This is a genomic window from Nocardia sp. NPDC049707, assembly GCF_040674855.1.
Lineage (GTDB): Bacteria > Actinomycetota > Actinomycetes > Mycobacteriales > Mycobacteriaceae > Nocardia.
The window spans coordinates 225306-241428 of sequence record NZ_JBFANN010000002.1; the positions used below are offsets into that span (position 1 = coordinate 225306).

The 16123-nt window shown below is 64.1% G+C and carries 11 protein-coding genes and 1 pseudogene; 9 read left to right on the forward strand and 3 right to left on the reverse strand.

Annotated elements, in window-relative coordinates; all coding sequences use genetic code 11:
* Nucleotides 1-34 precede the first annotated feature (34 nt).
* The 3 genes from AB0J29_RS03455 to AB0J29_RS03465 all read left to right on the forward strand — a co-directional run bounded on the left by AB0J29_RS03455 (nt 35) and on the right by AB0J29_RS03465 (nt 5146).
* A complete protein-coding gene (locus AB0J29_RS03455) occupies nt 35-1822 on the forward strand; it encodes a hypothetical protein (RefSeq protein WP_364778483.1) in 1788 nt (595 codons plus the stop codon).
* Between the two features lie 262 nt (nt 1823-2084).
* Nucleotides 2085-3320: a cytochrome P450 gene (locus tag AB0J29_RS03460; RefSeq protein ID WP_364778486.1), complete on the forward strand. Its 1236-nt coding sequence runs from the start codon at nt 2085-2087 to the stop codon at nt 3318-3320.
* Nucleotides 3321-3922: 602 nt separating this feature from the next.
* Nucleotides 3923-5146: a cytochrome P450 gene (locus AB0J29_RS03465; protein WP_364778489.1), complete on the forward strand. Its 1224-nt coding sequence runs from the start codon at nt 3923-3925 to the stop codon at nt 5144-5146.
* 428 nt (nt 5147-5574) lie between these two features.
* Here the strand turns inward: AB0J29_RS03465 and AB0J29_RS03470 are convergent, their stop codons facing one another.
* Together AB0J29_RS03470 and AB0J29_RS03475 are read right to left on the reverse strand one after the other, a co-directional pair.
* A complete protein-coding gene (locus tag AB0J29_RS03470) occupies nt 5575-6057 on the reverse strand; it encodes a hypothetical protein (RefSeq protein ID WP_364778492.1) in 483 nt (160 codons plus the stop codon).
* A 95-nt stretch (nt 6058-6152) separates the two neighbouring features.
* Nucleotides 6153-6800: a TetR/AcrR family transcriptional regulator gene (locus tag AB0J29_RS03475; protein WP_364778495.1), complete on the reverse strand. Its 648-nt coding sequence runs from the start codon at nt 6798-6800 to the stop codon at nt 6153-6155.
* A gap of 150 nt (nt 6801-6950) precedes the next feature.
* On the opposite strand from AB0J29_RS03475, the gene AB0J29_RS03480 reads away from it, so the two are divergent.
* From AB0J29_RS03480 to AB0J29_RS03505, 6 genes and pseudogenes are all read left to right on the forward strand, one after another.
* Nucleotides 6951-7616: an SRPBCC family protein gene (locus tag AB0J29_RS03480; RefSeq protein ID WP_364778498.1), complete on the forward strand. Its 666-nt coding sequence runs from the start codon at nt 6951-6953 to the stop codon at nt 7614-7616.
* Nucleotides 7617-8011: 395 nt separating this feature from the next.
* Nucleotides 8012-10177: an acyltransferase family protein gene (locus tag AB0J29_RS03485; RefSeq protein ID WP_364778501.1), complete on the forward strand. Its 2166-nt coding sequence runs from the start codon at nt 8012-8014 to the stop codon at nt 10175-10177.
* Between the two features lie 361 nt (nt 10178-10538).
* Nucleotides 10539-11441 (forward strand): class I SAM-dependent methyltransferase, encoded by a 903-nt coding sequence (locus AB0J29_RS03490; protein WP_364778504.1) that lies wholly within the window; start codon nt 10539-10541, stop codon nt 11439-11441.
* 501 nt (nt 11442-11942) lie between these two features.
* Entirely contained in the window at nt 11943-13115 is a 1173-nt protein-coding gene (locus tag AB0J29_RS03495; protein WP_364778507.1) for an aminoglycoside phosphotransferase family protein, read from the forward strand.
* Between the two features lie 315 nt (nt 13116-13430).
* Entirely contained in the window at nt 13431-14708 is a 1278-nt protein-coding gene (locus AB0J29_RS03500) for a cytochrome P450 (protein ID WP_364778510.1), read from the forward strand.
* A 134-nt stretch (nt 14709-14842) separates the two neighbouring features.
* A pseudogene (locus tag AB0J29_RS03505) lies at nt 14843-14964 on the forward strand (IS256 family transposase); the annotation flags it as partial.
* Between the two features lie 71 nt (nt 14965-15035).
* Here AB0J29_RS03505 and AB0J29_RS03510 read toward each other — a convergent pair.
* Nucleotides 15036-16034, reverse strand: coding sequence for an AraC family transcriptional regulator (locus tag AB0J29_RS03510; RefSeq protein ID WP_364778513.1), 999 nt, complete (start codon nt 16032-16034; stop codon nt 15036-15038).
* Between the last annotated feature and the right edge of the window lie 89 nt (nt 16035-16123).

Sequence of the window (16123 nt, forward strand, 5' to 3'; positions counted from 1 at the left end):
AGCCGCTGGGATCGGAAATGAGTAGGAGGCGGTTATGGTTACGCAGGGGTATAGGCAACACACAGCACTGGCCGAGCTTCTTCGGCACGGCAACCTGGAGTTCCACCAGCAGCTGCAGCAGGTTCTGAGCAACCCAGACTTCGCCGTTACTGAGAAGCAGAGCCAGGAGCGGCGGCGGGAGAACGCGTATGATCACTTGCGATATCTGGTCAAGGAGATCGGCGGTACTCGCGATGTCGCGACCGATCTACCGGAGCTGTTCGCGGTGTTCGACTGGTCCGCCGTGCTGGCGACGGACCTGATCCCGCTGATCTCCGGCCACTTCAACTTGGCCTCGGGCAGCCTGGCCACCCTGACCGATTCCGACGCCGCCGCGCCGTACCTTCATGACCTGGATGACGCTTCCAGCGTCGGCGTCATGCTGCTGACCGAGTACGGGTGCGGCTCCAACATCGGATTCATGCAGACCACCGCGACATGGGACGGTGACGGGTTCGTGCTCAACACCCCGAACCCGCGGGCGCGGAAATTCATGCCCAGCGTTGGCATCCCGGTTGCTCGGGTCTGCGTCATCGGTGCACGGTTCATCGACGCGGCGGGCGTCGATCAGGGCGTGCACCTGTTCACGGCGCGACTACGCGACGCCAACGGCGAACCGTGCCCTGGTGTGACGATCACCCAGCTCGACCACCAGCCGCTGGTCATCATGGACAACTCGGTCATCAGCTTCGATAATCTCCGGGTCGAGCGCAGTGCCTGGCTGAGCAACGACCTGGCCACTATCGATGATGAGGGTGTGCTGACCTGGCGCGATGAGACAAGCCAGAAGCGGTCGTTCGCATCGGCGATCAGCCAACTGACCGTCGGGCGTTTGGCGCTCTCGTCGTGCCTCAACGCCTCGGCCCGCGCCTCGCTCTACATCGCTTTGCGTTACGCCGCCAAGCGGGTAGTGCCGTTGACGCCGGTCGACACCACAATCATGTTCGATATCCCGCATGTGCGCGACACCCTGCTCACCGATCTGGCCGGCACTGTCGCCCGGACCATCTACGGGAACGCGATCAAGACCTTCCTCGCGAGCGCTGATCTCACCGCCCGCGACACCGTCGTATCGGTGATGTTGGCCAAATATTTCATCCAGAAGCATGCCTTGGAGACAGTCACCGACTGTCGCATCAAAATGGCTGCGCAAGGCATGTTCAGCGCCAACCGGGTCGCCAACTACCTCGGAGTCAATCATGCCGCTATCACCGGCGAGGGCGACATCTACGTCCTCGGGTCCGTCGCCGGTCGCGTGCTGGCCAAACAGCTCGTTAGCACGCCGCCACTCGAACCCGCTCTCCACGATCCCGCCGACCCCGGCGACCGGTCGCGCTTGCTCCGCGCCCGCACACTGACGATCGCGCAAGAGATTCAACCGCTCCTTGGCGATCCAGCGCTACAAGCTCGGCTGGACGTCATCCCGGACGCGCTCGAGCTCGCCGATGCCTACTGCGCAGAGCAGGCCCTGCGACTGCTCGACGAACACGCCGAACACCATCCCGAGATCGCCGCCCTGCGTGACGTTTTCGCTCTGGAGCAGATCAACAAACAGTCTGCGTGGTATCTCACCCACGGTCTACTCGACATCGCTGCCATAAAGGCCGTGAAGCAGCAACTCCGCGGTGGGCTCCTTCCGCAGGCCATCGACGCTCTCGCCGACCACCTGCCCGCGCTACTGGACGCGTTCGGCTTGGACGACGAGATCCTCGGCGCACCAGTGCTGTCCGAGGATCTGCCCGCCGCATGGGACTCCCGCTGCAACGACCCAAGCCGCAACTGATCCTGCCAAGGCAGTCCGGGTAGGGCGCCCCCAACGGAGGCGCCCTACCCGGACTTTCGTAGTGCAACGCGTCAACGAGTACTGCAGCGGCCTCCGCCGGATCGAAGATTCCCCAGGTAGGCGGGTGCAGAGGGCGATGTGGGGCCGAAACCAATCTCGACGGCGGAATCCTGTTGGCAGGGAACAACATAGCGACCCGACAGTTATCGCTCGACCCTCGCCCTGGGTACTATGCTGCCGCAACCGATCTCAAGGAGACTATGTGTATCCGCAGCAGGGTACTACCGCCGACCCAATGTCGTCGATCGAGTTCAAAGGCCCTCGAATCCAGATCTACAGTAAAGAATTTGCGGCCGATCCCCACGGCTTCTACCGCCAGATGCGTCGAGACTTCGGTCCGCTGGTACCAGTCGAGATGTGGCCAGGAGTGCCCGCAACCCTCGTTATCAACTATCGCACCGCCGTACGCATTCTCAACGACCCCGACCATTTTCCAGCCGATCCGAGTGTCTGGCACAAGACCGCACCTGCGGATATCCCGATCATGCCGATGATCGAGCCCCGACCCAACGCAATCCGCACCAGCGGCGCAGATCACGCTCGCTACCGCGATACCTTGAACATCGCCTTGGCCGGGATCGACCTCAACTCCTTGCAACCCATGGTGCAGAGAACCGCCATCCCGATCATCAACACGTTCTGCGAGGACGGGAACGCCGACGTGTTGAAGCAATACGTCCTCCCGCTGGTCTTCTCAGTCTTCTGCCAAGTACTCGGCTGTCCACCAGACATCGGTGATGAGGTCGCAGCGGCCAGTGCCGCGATGTTCGACAGTGTGGATACTGAAGCAGTGAACGCGCAAATGGGCAACGCGTTGTTCAACCTTACCGCGCTGAAGCGCGCGCACCCGGCTGGCGACGTCGCCACGAGACTCGTCCAGCATCCCGCCGAGCTGACCGACGAAGAGATGGTGCAGCAGCTTGTCCTGCTGTTTGCTACCGGTATCGAACCACCACTGAACCTCATCGCCAACACCCTGCTGTTGATGCTGACCGACCCCCGCTTTACCAACCATGACAATCACTTCACAACCAAGACCGCACTCGATGAGAGGCTGGCAACCGACCCGCCAATGGCGAACTATTGCATTACCTATCCTCGCCAGCCAATTCTGATCGACGACGTCTGGTTGCCGGCGAATCAGCCGGTCATCATCAGCATGGCCGCGTGTAATACAGATCCAGAGATGAACACAGGCGAATTCCTGGACAACGGATGGAATCTGGCGTTCAGCACCGGACCGCACAACTGCCCTGCCCACGCACGGCTCTACGGAGTTCTGCTCGCACAGGAAGCTATCGATCAACTCCTGGACGCCCTCCCAGAGATGCGGCTGGCGTTGCCACCAGAGAAGTTGGACTGGCGGCCGGGCCCATTTCACCGAGCATTGAAAGCGTTGCCGGTTGTGTTCCCGCCTTCTTCTCCATTGCAGCTCTGAAGGCGTAAGTCTTTTGAGACGCGGCGACCAGCACATCCCACCGACAGCACCGATCTGACGGTGGACGAATACACCGGCCAGGCCGAATTCGCGCTCCAAAACCGCGGAGGTGCCCCGTCCACAGTGGCCGGCCTGCTGCTGGCCCAGTGTCGACATGTCGCCGAGATTTCGTGTGGCAGGGGCTAATTCCTGACCCGAGTGCGCTGCTGCGAGGTGCGGGTGAACTTGGTGGACGCCAACATGGCGATGCTGGCCGCCGCGACCGAGCATGCCCGCGGCCTCGGTACTGGTCGTCACGGAGCTGCATTCTTGCCTTGATAGGGCCCGGCTGCCCGACGGTGAGGATCTGGGCGTGCCGAACACCGGCCCCTCGGCTACCTTGCCGTAGCGGATGGCAGATTCCGTCGGCAACCACGTCGACAGTTGAACAGGCAACCTCACCAGTCCGGCCGACCCACCGCTTGCCAAAAAATATCGCAACTTTGCCGGAAATGACTGAGCCCCAACGGGTATCGACGGCTACGTTTGTTGTGAGCGCCCAGGGGACGCGGTGGCAACACGCAAGCCCCCGCCCGCTGGTTTACGGTCAGATTGGAGTTTGCATGGAAAACTACACCGACCCCATCGTCCTCGATCCCGAAGGTCGGGACATTCAGGGTGAGATCGCCCGCATCCGGAAGCGGGGACCGGTCACCAAGGTCGTGCTCCCGGGCGGAGTGCCAGCATGGTCGGTGACCGACGCGGCCATGCTCAAGGAGATTCTTTCTGGCTCAGAGGTTTCCAAGGACCCGCACAAGCACTGGCCCGCGTTCCGGAATGGGGAGATCGGCAAGGACTTTCCTCTCCTCAACTGGGTGAATACGCGCTCGATGTTCACCGCCTACGGATCCGAACACCGGCGGCTCCGCAACTTCGTGGCGCCAGCGTTCACCAACAGGCGCACCACGGCGCTGGAGCCCCGCATTCAGGCGATTGCCGATGACCTGGTGACGGGTCTGGATGCCGCGCCGGAGGGCAACCCCGTGGACATCCGCGAGCATTTCGCATATCCGCTGCCGCTCCGTGTGATCAACGAGTTGATGGGAGTTCCCGAGCACCTGATAGGGCCACTGCGGAAATGCGTGGACGGCATCTTCGACATCGCCTTGAGCGAAGAGGAAGCCGTAGCCAACTACGAGGAGATGATCGGGCTCCTGCAGCATCTCGTCGCGTATCGTCGCGAGAATCCGGCTGATGACATGACCAGCACGCTCATCTCCCACGCGGACGATCCCGCAAAGGATTTCAGCGTCGAGGAACTCGTCGGGACGCTATATCTGACAATCAATGCCGGGCACGAGACGACGGTGGATCTGATCGACCAGTCGATATACCTGTTGCTCACCAACCCGGAACACCGGGCCGCCGCGCTCGACGGCAGTCTGCCCTGGGCGGATGTGATCGAGGAAGCACTGCGGTTCGAGCCATCGATCGCGCACGCCCCGCTGCGCTACGCGGTCACGGATTTCGTCCTCGGTGACGTGGCGATCACCGAAGGTGATCCGATACTCTCCTGCCCCGCTGGCGCGAATCGGGACCCCAAGATCTACGGCGACAGCGCGGACAAGTTCGACCCCACACGGCCGCACAAAGACCACATGGCGTTCGGGTACGGCGCCCACCGCTGCCCGGGCGCACCGCTGGCACGGCTGGAGGCACAGGTGGCCCTTCCCTCCCTCTTCCAGCGGTTCCCGCACATGAAACTCGCCGTCTCGCCCGACGAACTCGGCACTGTACCCGGCTTCATCGCCAATGGGCACGACCGCCTGCCGGTACTCCTGAAATAAGGTGCTGCCCTCGATCCGGTGACCGCCCACCCGACGGACGGTTCGCCGGGGGCGTTTGTGAGCCTGGCCGGTCTTGGACACGACGTAACGTCGGGCAGGTTCGGCCGAATCGATTGTTACGGCACGACGGTGACAAGGTGGCGGCCCGCCGCGTGAGCAGGCCGCCATCGAGCCGGCCGCTACATCGTCATCCTCTCCAGTCGGCAACTAAGCCAAGCACCAACCTGCTGCCGACGCTGCACGATCCGTCGAATCACCCGTTACCAGTGGATATCCAAGATCCCAATACAAGCTCAGGCATCACCGCCGAAATCGACACGCGCACCGGCACACTCGCCCGCAGCGGAGCTCGCAGGTGCGTCGGGTTCGGCGCACATCGCCGCCAGCGCGGCGGTCATCCCCGGGTTCGACCCGGAATCCATTGATCTTCAACTGCTGGTCGGCGCGGCCGAGGAAATGCAGCAGACCGGCCGCATCCCATCGGCCGAGGTCACCCGTGCGGTACATACGGGCACCGGGCGGGCCGTACGGGTCGGCCATGAACCGCTCCGCGGTGCCGGGGCCCGGTGGTAGCCGTTGGCGAGGAGATCGATCCGGCGCGCGGGCTCGAACAGGGCGACTCGCCCGACCAGCGGTTGCTGTCGTGCGGCAAGTGCCGCGCAGGCGGCCAGCATCGGCGACCACAAGTCGCCCGCATCAGTGAGGCAGTCGATGCCGGCGAGCTGCACACCGATCCGAAAGGTCAATTCGCCGCGGTCGGGAACGATGACCACCGTGAGCGGAAAATGCGTGCCACCAAGGACTTCGACGGACGCGACCGAGAAGTCCGCGTCCCGGTCATCGAGCAGGCCGGTGTCGACAGGGAAGTTCTCGAAGACGAGCGCGGTGTCGAAAAGGTCAGCCTTCCCCACCGCGGACATGATGTCGGGCAGCCCGACATCGCTGAGCTGACACGATGGCGGGGCATGTCGCATCCGTTCGAGTGCCGGCCGCCGCTGCGGCGTGGTCAGTGTGTGATCAGGGTGTTGAGTTCGTCGGCGAACAGCAGGGCGGGGTCGAACTCCATTCCGGTGAAGTGCCCGGCGAGTTCGAGGGACAGGACGCCGTGGAGCCGGGTCCAGAAGGACATCGCTCGATGCAGAGTTGTGGTTGGCACGGAGCGGTCGTCGGCCCATCGGCGATGGTGTTCGAGGTGGGTGTCGAACGGTGTTACCTGCGGGTCCGCGCCCCCTACAGAGCATGCCTCGATCAGCATCGTCAAGATCTCGTTCGAGATCTCGGTGGTGTCGTCGGGTGCGTGGTAGCCGGGGACGGGCGTGCCGTAGATGAGGAAGTACCGCTGTGGGTCGGCCAAGGCCCATTTCCGTAGTGCGTAGGCCAGTCCGGTCAGGTCGGCGCCGGATTCTCGGGCCGCGCGCAGGGTGTCGGCGAGGCTTCGGTAGGCGTCGCGAATGAGTTCGGTGATCAGTTCGTCGCGGCTGGCGAAGTACCGGTACAGAGCGGGGCCGCTCATGCCCACCTGTTTGGCGATGGCATTGAGCGACAGCGCGGACGCCCCCGCCGTGGCGATTTGCTGCCAGGCGCACTGCTTGATCTCCGCCTGCATCTGCACTCGATAGCGCTCCCGGGGAGTCTTCACACCTGGGTTTGTCATCGACCGCTCCCTTCCTGGCTGTGCGCCAACAGTTCAGTTAGAAGATATCACTTTTGCTCTTGCATCTCACTCGCAAAGCGTTATATCTTCTAACCATTGCAATAGATGCTCACCAACTTTCATGTGAGCCCGTCGATGAGGAGCAGAATCATGAACGACACCCGCCTGCCCCGCACCACGAAGGCGCCAGCCGAGTTCGGCACCAGCCCTCGCCGCGGCCGGGTCGCCCTGCTCGGGATCGCGCTGGTCACCGCCTTCCTGGGCGCTACCTTCAGCCCCGCGCTTGCCGACGGCCCAGCCGACTCGACACCCCCGACCTGCGAGGGTGCGGGGATCGACACCGCGGCCCCGATTCACTACCGGACCGAAGCCCTGATCAAGGCGCCGCTGGACACCGTCTGGAATCTGCAGACCGACGTAGCACGCTGGCCGTCCTGGCAGCAGCCGGTCACCAGCATCGAGCGTGTGGATTCAGGGCCGCTGCAGGCTGGTTCACAGTTCCGATGGACCACTCCCGCCCCCGCCACCGCCACGACCCCCGCGACCACCCTGACAATCACCTCCACCGTCCAGCAGCTGCAGCCATCGCGGTGCATCCGGTGGAGCGGACCGGCGATCGGTGCTGGGATGCGCATCGACGGCGGAATTCATGTCTGGACCTTCACCCCGGTGGACGGCGGCGTCCTGGTGCGCACCGAGGAGAACTGGAACGGCACCCAAGTCGAGGCAGACGTGCCGACCGCCACCCACTTTCTCGGTGCCGGTCTCGAAGCCTGGCTGGCCGACCTGCGGACCGCCGCCGAAACACCGCACTGACCGGCGGCCGACCTCCTGGTTTTCACCGACAGTGACAGTTCGTCGCCCACACAGAAACTTCAGGGATGGGCGGCGCTGGCACCGGCATTCGAACTCGCCCGCGACATCGGCCACAGCCTTCGGCGTCGACGCCGACACCACTCAGCTCGCTGACCAAATCAGAGCAAGAGGACTTGAAGTCGAGTACGTCGTAAGTCGAAACATTGAATTCCTCATTGCAGGGTCGAACTATCCGAAGTTTCCGATTGTCGGAATTGTCGGTTCGAGCCGCTCAGGCATAGTGAAATGCCGATACCGAACTCGATCTGTTCGGCGACCGAATCATCGAGGTCAGGAAACCTGGTACGCGGTGAGTTGCCGTGACACAACCGGCGAGATCGATAACAATGCCGCCCATGGCGGTGGCGGCGAGCGGCGGATTGATAGATCGGCGGGCTGATCGGGCGCTCAATGCGACACCGCGCGGGAGATTTCGGCCCGACATCGAGGGGTTACGGGCAGTCGCCGTACTGGCCGTTGTGCTTTTTCATGCGAACACGCCGGGCGTCGGGGGCGGATTCGTTGGAGTCGATGTCTTTTTCGTCATTTCCGGCTTTCTCGTCACCGGAATTCTCTGGCGGGAAGCGGCGGCCGCCGACACTGTCGGACTGATCCGGTTCTACGGCGCGCGGGCCCGCCGACTGCTGCCCGCGGCGGGTGTCGTGGTGGTTGCCACCGTGATCGGCGCGGCCGTACTGCTGCCGCCGCTGCAGGCCCGCCAAGTCCTTGGCGATGGGATCGCCAGCGCCTTGTACACCGGGAACTATCGACTCGCGCTGCGCGGCACCGACTACCTCGCCGACGACATGTCTCCGTCGCCGTTTCAGCACTTCTGGTCGCTCGGTGTGGAGGAGCAGTTCTATCTGTTGTGGCCCGCGCTGATCGCCGTCACGGCCTGGTTCGCGCGGCGGCGCCGAACTGGTTCGGCTGCTGCATTCCCGTACCTGATCGTTCTCGCGGTTATCGCCGCGCTGTCCTTCGCGAGTTCGCTGATCTTGACCCGCACGCTGCCACCGTGGGCATTCTTCTCGCTGCCGACGCGGGCCTGGGAGCTGGCTGCCGGCGGCATGATCGCGCTGTCGGCCGGTGCGTGGTCCCGGTTACCGAAATCGGTCGCCGCCCCTGCCGGATGGATCGGGCTGACCCTGATCGTCGCGGCGTGTATCCAGCTGAACGGGAAGACATTCTATCCGGGCACTGCGGCCCTGCTGCCCGTTCTCGGTACCGCCCTGGTGATCATATCGGGTTGTGTGGAAACACCATTCGGGGTTGGCCGCGGACTGGCACTGCCGGCAATGCGGGCGATCGGCCGCGTGTCGTACTCCTGGTATCTGTGGCACTGGCCGGTCTTACTGCTGGCACCGTACGTGCTCGGTCACCAGCTCGGACCTGGTGGTTCGATGGGCGCGGTCGTGATGGCAGGTGGACTCGCGATGCTCACATTGTGGCTGGTCGAGAACCCGGTCCGCTTCGCTGCCTCGTTGCGAGGGTCGGCCGCACGCAGTCTCGCCTGTGGCGGCGCGATCACCGCGGTCGCCGGTGGTGTGGCACTGATGCTGCTCGTACTCGTTCCCATCCCGGTCGGTCGCGGTGCGGCGGCCGCGGCGCTCACGCTCGCCACGCCGGCCGCACCCGCCACCCCCAGCACCGACGCGCGCGACGCGGCGGTCCGGCAGCTGACCGCACAGACGCAGGCCGCAGTCGCTGCCTCGGCCGAAATCCGAGCTGTCCCTTCGAATCTCACCCCCTCGCTGGCCGACGCGCCCGGCGACAAGGCGGGCGTATTCGTCGATGGCTGCGTGCGATCGTGGCGTGACGTGGGACAGGCCGAGTGCGCCTCCGGCGATCCGGACTCGGACACGACAGTGGCCCTGGTCGGCGATTCACACGCCGCGATGTGGCATCCGGCGTTCGAGCCGATCGCCGCGCAGCGGCACTGGCGGCTGGAAACCATGGCCAAGGTCACCTGCCCATTGCTCGGCTTGCCCATCACCAGCCCCTATCTGGGCCGGGAGTACACCGAATGCGAGCAGTGGCGCGGCCAGATCCTGACCCGGTTGCGGGCCGAACGCCCCCGCCTGATCGTGGTGAGCATGTCCCGGCGCTACGGCGCCGACTTCGGCTTCGTCTCGTACGACCAGGCCTGGGTCGACAGCCTGAACCGCCTGGTCGGCCAGCTGCGAGCGACCGGAGCGGCGGTCCTTGTCCTCGGATCGATCCCCGATCCGCACACCACCGTGCCAGCGTGCCTGTCCGAACATATCGACAATGCCGCGGCATGCACGCCAGCGCGGCCGGTCGCCGTCAACGACGTGGGTATCGGGGTCGAGCAGGCGGCGGCCACCGCCGACGGCGGCCAGTACGCCGATCTGACCTCGCTGTTCTGCACTGCCGCCTACTGTCCCCTCATCATCGGTGACAACCTGGTGTACCGCGACGACAATCACCTCACCGTCAGTTACGCCAGAACGCTCGGACCGGTCATCGCCGCACTCGCTGATCGTGCGCTCGCCAACGGCTGAGCCGGCCACGCAGGTGCACGCGGAGTCGACGGCAATGAGGTACTCGTCGGGCATAATTCGGCGATGAAATCCTCTCGATCAGAATCACCGATATTCTTCGCATACGAACCACGGTGATAACCGACCATCCGACGCAAATCATCCCCATTGCGACGATGCATATCGCAACACTCCCGAGTCAGCCGTTGCCGGGTGTTGCGCTGACCCGACGGCGGCGGTATTCGGGATCGGGAGGAATCGGCCGGAACCTCGGGCGTTGCCCAGAGGTTGCGGATGAGAGGAAAATCGATGAGGTGGATGCGGAGCGCCGGCTCCGCTTCAGCAGGGCTCTGATGATCGCTGACACCATGAGGTGATATCTATGCGAACGGATGGAGACAGCTGGGACATCGTGACCAGCGTGGGTTTGACTGCCTTGGGCGTCGCTACGTTTCGCGCACTCGCGACACTCGAACCAGAGCCGCTGATCCGCGACGGCTATGCGACGTGGTTCGTCGAGGCGGCGGGTGAACCGCACTTTTTGCACATGCTCGACGACCCGTCCTCGGTGGGCCGAGTCGGTCTTATCAGGCGGTTTATGGGAGTTCGGACAAAGTTCTTCGACGAGTTCTTCGCCGCGGCGTGGCGGCGGGGTGTGCGTCAGGCAGTGATCCTCGCATCCGGTCTGGACGCGCGAGCGTATCGGCTGGATTGGCCCGTTGGCACGGTCGTCTTCGAGATCGATCAGCCCCGTGTGCTGGAGTTCAAGAGCCGGGTGCTCGCCGAGCACGGTGCCGTGGCCACGGCCGAACAGCGCGCGCTGGCGGTCGATCTGCGCGATGACTGGCCTGCCGCGCTCACTACCGCAGGTTTTGATCCGGGGCGGCCGGCGGCGTGGTCGGCCGAGGGGCTATTGCCGTTCCTGCCGGGTTCGGCACATGACGCATTGTTCGAACGCATCGACGCCCTGTCCGCACCCGGCAGCTGGGTGGCCGCTGACGATTTCGGCCGCGGCCTGGACCAGCACCACTTCGACATGGCGGAAAACTTCTTCGGCCCTAACCCGTTCAGCAACCTGAACGTGCGCGACCTGTGGTACGACGACGCCCGCGCCGATCCTGGGGACTGGCTTTCTGAGCACGACTGGTCGGTCCATCGCGCCACCCCCTTCGACCTGGCCGCCACCTACGGTCGCCCGATCACCGATCTGCCTGCCGAGCTGCCCATCGAGTTGCTCAACTTGATGCGGCAGGCGTCCTACATATCTGCCGAGAAGCACCGGTAAAGGCGCGAATTCGTCATGGGTGAACTGCGACTGCCCGGTCGGCCGGTGGGGATGGGCTCTCATGCCGCCGCTGCCGCCTCCCACAGTCTCGCCACCCAGACCGCTTCGACATCATGCGACGCGGCGGCAGCGCGTGCGATGCGGCGATAGCCGCTGCGCGGTGCGAAGCGTGGCCGAGCCGGGTTCCACGAGCATCGGCGGAGACGATTTCGTCTCGTTTGCGCCGTCGGGAACTGACATCCCCACCGTGGCAAGGCGTACGGCTCGAGCGGTTCGGGTCGTGCACCCTCGGGACTGTGTGCCAATTTCCACGCGAGGGGGCATCGAGTAGATCGCGCTGACCTCGCCATATGCGGTCACCGTCCCGGGGTTCGATGCATGATGGGCAATGCCATTGTCGTACAACATCTTCCAGAAGGATGGGGTACTGTCTGCGGGCGTCGACCGTTGAGGTCAGTTGCTCGGACAGTGTTGTCGTACTTCTGGAATCGAGGCAAGCGCATGAACCATAAACTCTGGTTGCTCGGGCGATCCGCGACGGTCGGTGCTCATATGCTGAGTGAGAAGATCACCCGACCGATGGCGCGGTCCATCGACGATGTCCCGGTTTCCGGCGAGAAGATCACCCCCGAGTGGCTGACAGCTGTCCTGTGCCGCGATGTTCCCGATGCCGAGGTGCTGTCGTTCGACACGGCCAACGGCAGCCGGGGTACCTCGACCCGAGTCGCGATCCGGGTCGAATACAACGACGTGGGCACCCAGTCGGGACTGCCGACGGAGCTGTTCGCGAAGACCACCACGGCGTTCAGCCAGCGCATACTCCTCGGCGGCGGAAAGATGATCGACGGAGAGACCCGCTTCTTCCGGGACTTCCGACCCAGAGTCGACATGGAGGCCCCGATCGGCTACTGGGGCGCCTCCGATCCATCGTCGTGGCGGTCGATCGCGCTGATGGAGGACATCGCCGCGACACGCGGGGCAGCATTCAGCGAGCCGACGGCTCCCATCGCCCGCGACCAGATCGAAGACCTGGTGCGCAATCTCGCGCGGCTGCACGGCACATTCTGGGAGGACTCGTCGATCGGCGTCCTCAACACCCCGGCCTACATGCTCAACGCCTACCTCGCCGCGATCGACATGAAGAAGCGGTGCGAGGTCGGCCTGCGCCGGGCGGAAGAGGTCGTTCCCGAGGCTTTGCACGGGCAGAGCGAGCGGTTGTGGGCGGGCGTCGAACGGGCCATCGCGATTGCGACCGACGACGTTCCCGCGACCTTGCTGCACGGCGACCCGCACATCGGGCAAACCTACGTGACTCGTGACGGCCGAATGGGGTATGTCGACTGGCAGGTGGTGATGCGTGGCGGGTGGGCCCACGACTTCGCCTATACCGTCAACTCCGGATGTGAGCCCGAGGACCGGCGTGCGTGGGACCGCGAACTGCTGGAGGCATACCTGGACGAACTCGGCCGTGCCGGCGGCGAGGTGCCATCCTTCGACGACGCCTGGTTGCTGTACCGGCAGCAGTCCATGTTCGCCTACGCCGCATGGGCTTTCACGATCGGCCGTGCGGCCTATCAACCCAAGATGCAATCGACCGAAACGTGTTTGACGTTGTTGAAGCGCATCACCACAGCGATCGACGATCACGATTCGTTGAAAGCCCTCGACGTCTAGTCCGGCAGTGGAGGGTGTGGTGCGTGTGCAGCGTCAGGTATCACACCCTCCGATCATCACCCGCGTCGATGCCAAGCCCCGCAGTCCACGACCACGGCTGAATTACTACGATCGCGCTGTCTCCGGCGACGCGGCTCATTTGCGCCAAGAAGATTCTGCCAGTACGGGTCTCATGCTGTCCTGCAGCACTGCGCTGCTCGCTATACCATCGACGCTTCCTGCCGAGCCAGCAGAACGATCGTGCTCTCCGGAGCAGCGACTCGGCACAGTGCAGTGCTACAGCAACGTGTAATACGAACAGTCTGGAGTTTCTTCTTGAGTACGTCGCAGTTCCGGGCGCACGCACAGTCGTGCCCGGTCGCCCACGGCTCGCCGATTGATTCCGACGGCCCGCGAATACCGCTGCATACGCCGGAGTTCGCCGCCGATCCGCACCATGCATATCGTGAAATGCGAAGGCAGTACGGCTCGTTGGCGCCGGTCGAATTGGCGCCCGATGTACCGGCTACGCTGGTCATCGGCTACCACACTGCGCTGCGCATCCTCAACGATCCCGAGCACTTCCCCGCCGATCCGCGCGAGTGGCAGAAAACGGTCCCGCCCGAGTGCCCGATCCTCCCACTGCTGGAGTGGCGTCCCATGGCCAGCAGGAGCGCGGGAGCCGACTTCGTGCGATATCGGCAGGCCATCACGGCAAGCATCGAGGCAGTGGATCTGTATGCCCTGCACGACATTGTGGAGAATATCGCGATCCCCCTGATCAACGGGTTCTGCCAGGATGGCCGTGCGGAGCTGATCAGTCAGTACGTATATCCGCTGGCGTTCGAAGTGGTGAATTCCATGCTCGGCTGCCCGCCGGAAATCGGGCAGCAGGTCGCCGCCGGCACGGCCGCGTTGCTCGAGGGGGTCGATGCCGAGAAAGGCAACCAGATACTCGGCGAGGCGCTGATGAACCTGGTAACCCTCAAACGAGTCCAGCCGGGAAACGACATCACCTCGGTACTACAGCAGCATCCGGCCGCCCTGGATGACGTCGAGGTATCGCATCATGTGTCGCAGGTCTACGGCACAGGTATCGAGTTCGAGCTGAACTTGATCGTCAATACCTTGCTGCTGATCTTCACCGACGATCATTTCGGTGACAGTGTTCGCGGCGGGAACATGTCCTCGCGGGAGGCATTGGACGCGGTGTTGTTCAACGACCCGCCACTGGCCAACCTGCTGATCACCTACCCTCGTCAGCCGATCCTCATCGACGGTGTTTGGCTGCCGGCCAACCAGCCGGTCGTCATCAGCATGGCCGCCTGCAACAACGACGATTCCATTCGGACCGGTGACCTGACAGGCAATCGTTCCCACCTGGCTTGGGGTATCGGCCCACACGCCTGTCCCGCGCAATCTCTGGCCTATTTGATCGCTCAGGATGCCATCGACCAACTCCTCGACGCCCTACCCGAAATCCAGCTCGACGTATCGGACGGTGCGCCGGCCTGGCGGCAGGGGCCCTTCCACCGGGCACTGACGGCACTACCGGTCACCTTTCCACCCACTTCTCCGTTGAACGTGCACAACGAACCTGCGCGCCTGCCCTGACTCACGTCACCGGACCGGTGGATCGACCGGAGCGAGAAGGGCGGACTCGAACCGAGTTCCCGCGATGCATCGCACAGCGCCCACTCTGCGAAGGCGCCACCGACCCAGGTTCCCCGGGCGGGTAGCAGGACCACCTGACCGAGAACATGCTCGAGACCGCATTGCCAGCGGAGATGACCGAGCACGTCGGTATAAGAGACACGACCCGGCGGGTTGCGGAAGCGGCAACTCCCGCAACGGAACTCGATCGAAGACGTGCTGACAGAGATCGGTCCGGTCGAGATCAAGGCCTTCAGACAGTTTCGGGCAAGCTCATCGGGGGACGGCTCAGGTTCCGCGAGTTCTCCATTGTGTGGGGCTGCAGCCGTGGCGTTGGCGGAACCACCGGGAGAAGTTGCCGGGAGAGGAGAAGGCGAGCAGTTCGGCGATCTCGGTGACGGTGTGGCGGCGGCTGGTGACCATGTGTTGAGCCAGTTCGGCACGGATGGCATCCAGCAAGGTTGTGAACGTTTCGCCCTCGGCGGCGAGGTGGCGGTGGATCGTGCGGCGGTCGACGCCGAGGCTGCGGGCGATCTGATCGACCGAGCAGCGGCCGGTGGGAAGGAGGAGTTCGATGAGTTGGCGGACGCGGTCGAGTGTTGTCGCGGACTGGACGTCGCGGACGGGGCCGAGGAACTGCTTGGCGTAGGCGCGCAGTTGAGGGTCCGACATGGCGTTCGGGGCGTCGAGATCGGTTGTGTAGATGACGATGCCGTTGAAGGGCTGGTCGAACGTGACGTGCGGGCCGAGGATGCGGTGGTGGGTGCGCCGGTCGCGCGGCGCGTCGTGGGTGAAGCGGACTTCCATTGGTTGCCAACCGGTCCCGAGAAACCCGCGCAGGAGTCCGTGCAGCACGCCGACGACCAACTCGATGGCTTGCCGGGGTTCGCCGGGCGCTCCCAGATCGAGGGTCACCCGGATGGTGGCGATGCCGTCGTGCTCGGTGAGGCGAGTGTGCAGGGCCTCGTTGTACATGTGCTCATGCCGGGACATGACCCGCAGCGCGCTGCGGACATCGGGCTCCTCCCGGATGACCAAACTCAATGGGCCGAGGTTGGCGAAGCGGCGGCGTTCGGCCAGCCGTAACCCGAAATCCTCACACCCGGACGCGCTCGCTGAGCATTCGAGCAGATCGGCTACGGCGGCGGCGGGAACCCAGCGGTCCTGCAGGCTCAAGCTGGCCGGATCGAGACCGGCTGCACGGATCAGCTCCACTGGGTCCAGGCCGAGTGAGCGCCCGAGTTCTACATAGCTGTGCAGTGCGGCATAGCGAGCCAGCGGCTTCAACACGCTCTCCTGTTGTCCCGAGATGAACGCAATCCTGTCCCGCCAAGATAAGCATGCGTAAGCGATCTGACTTACTGTGGATTCCATCA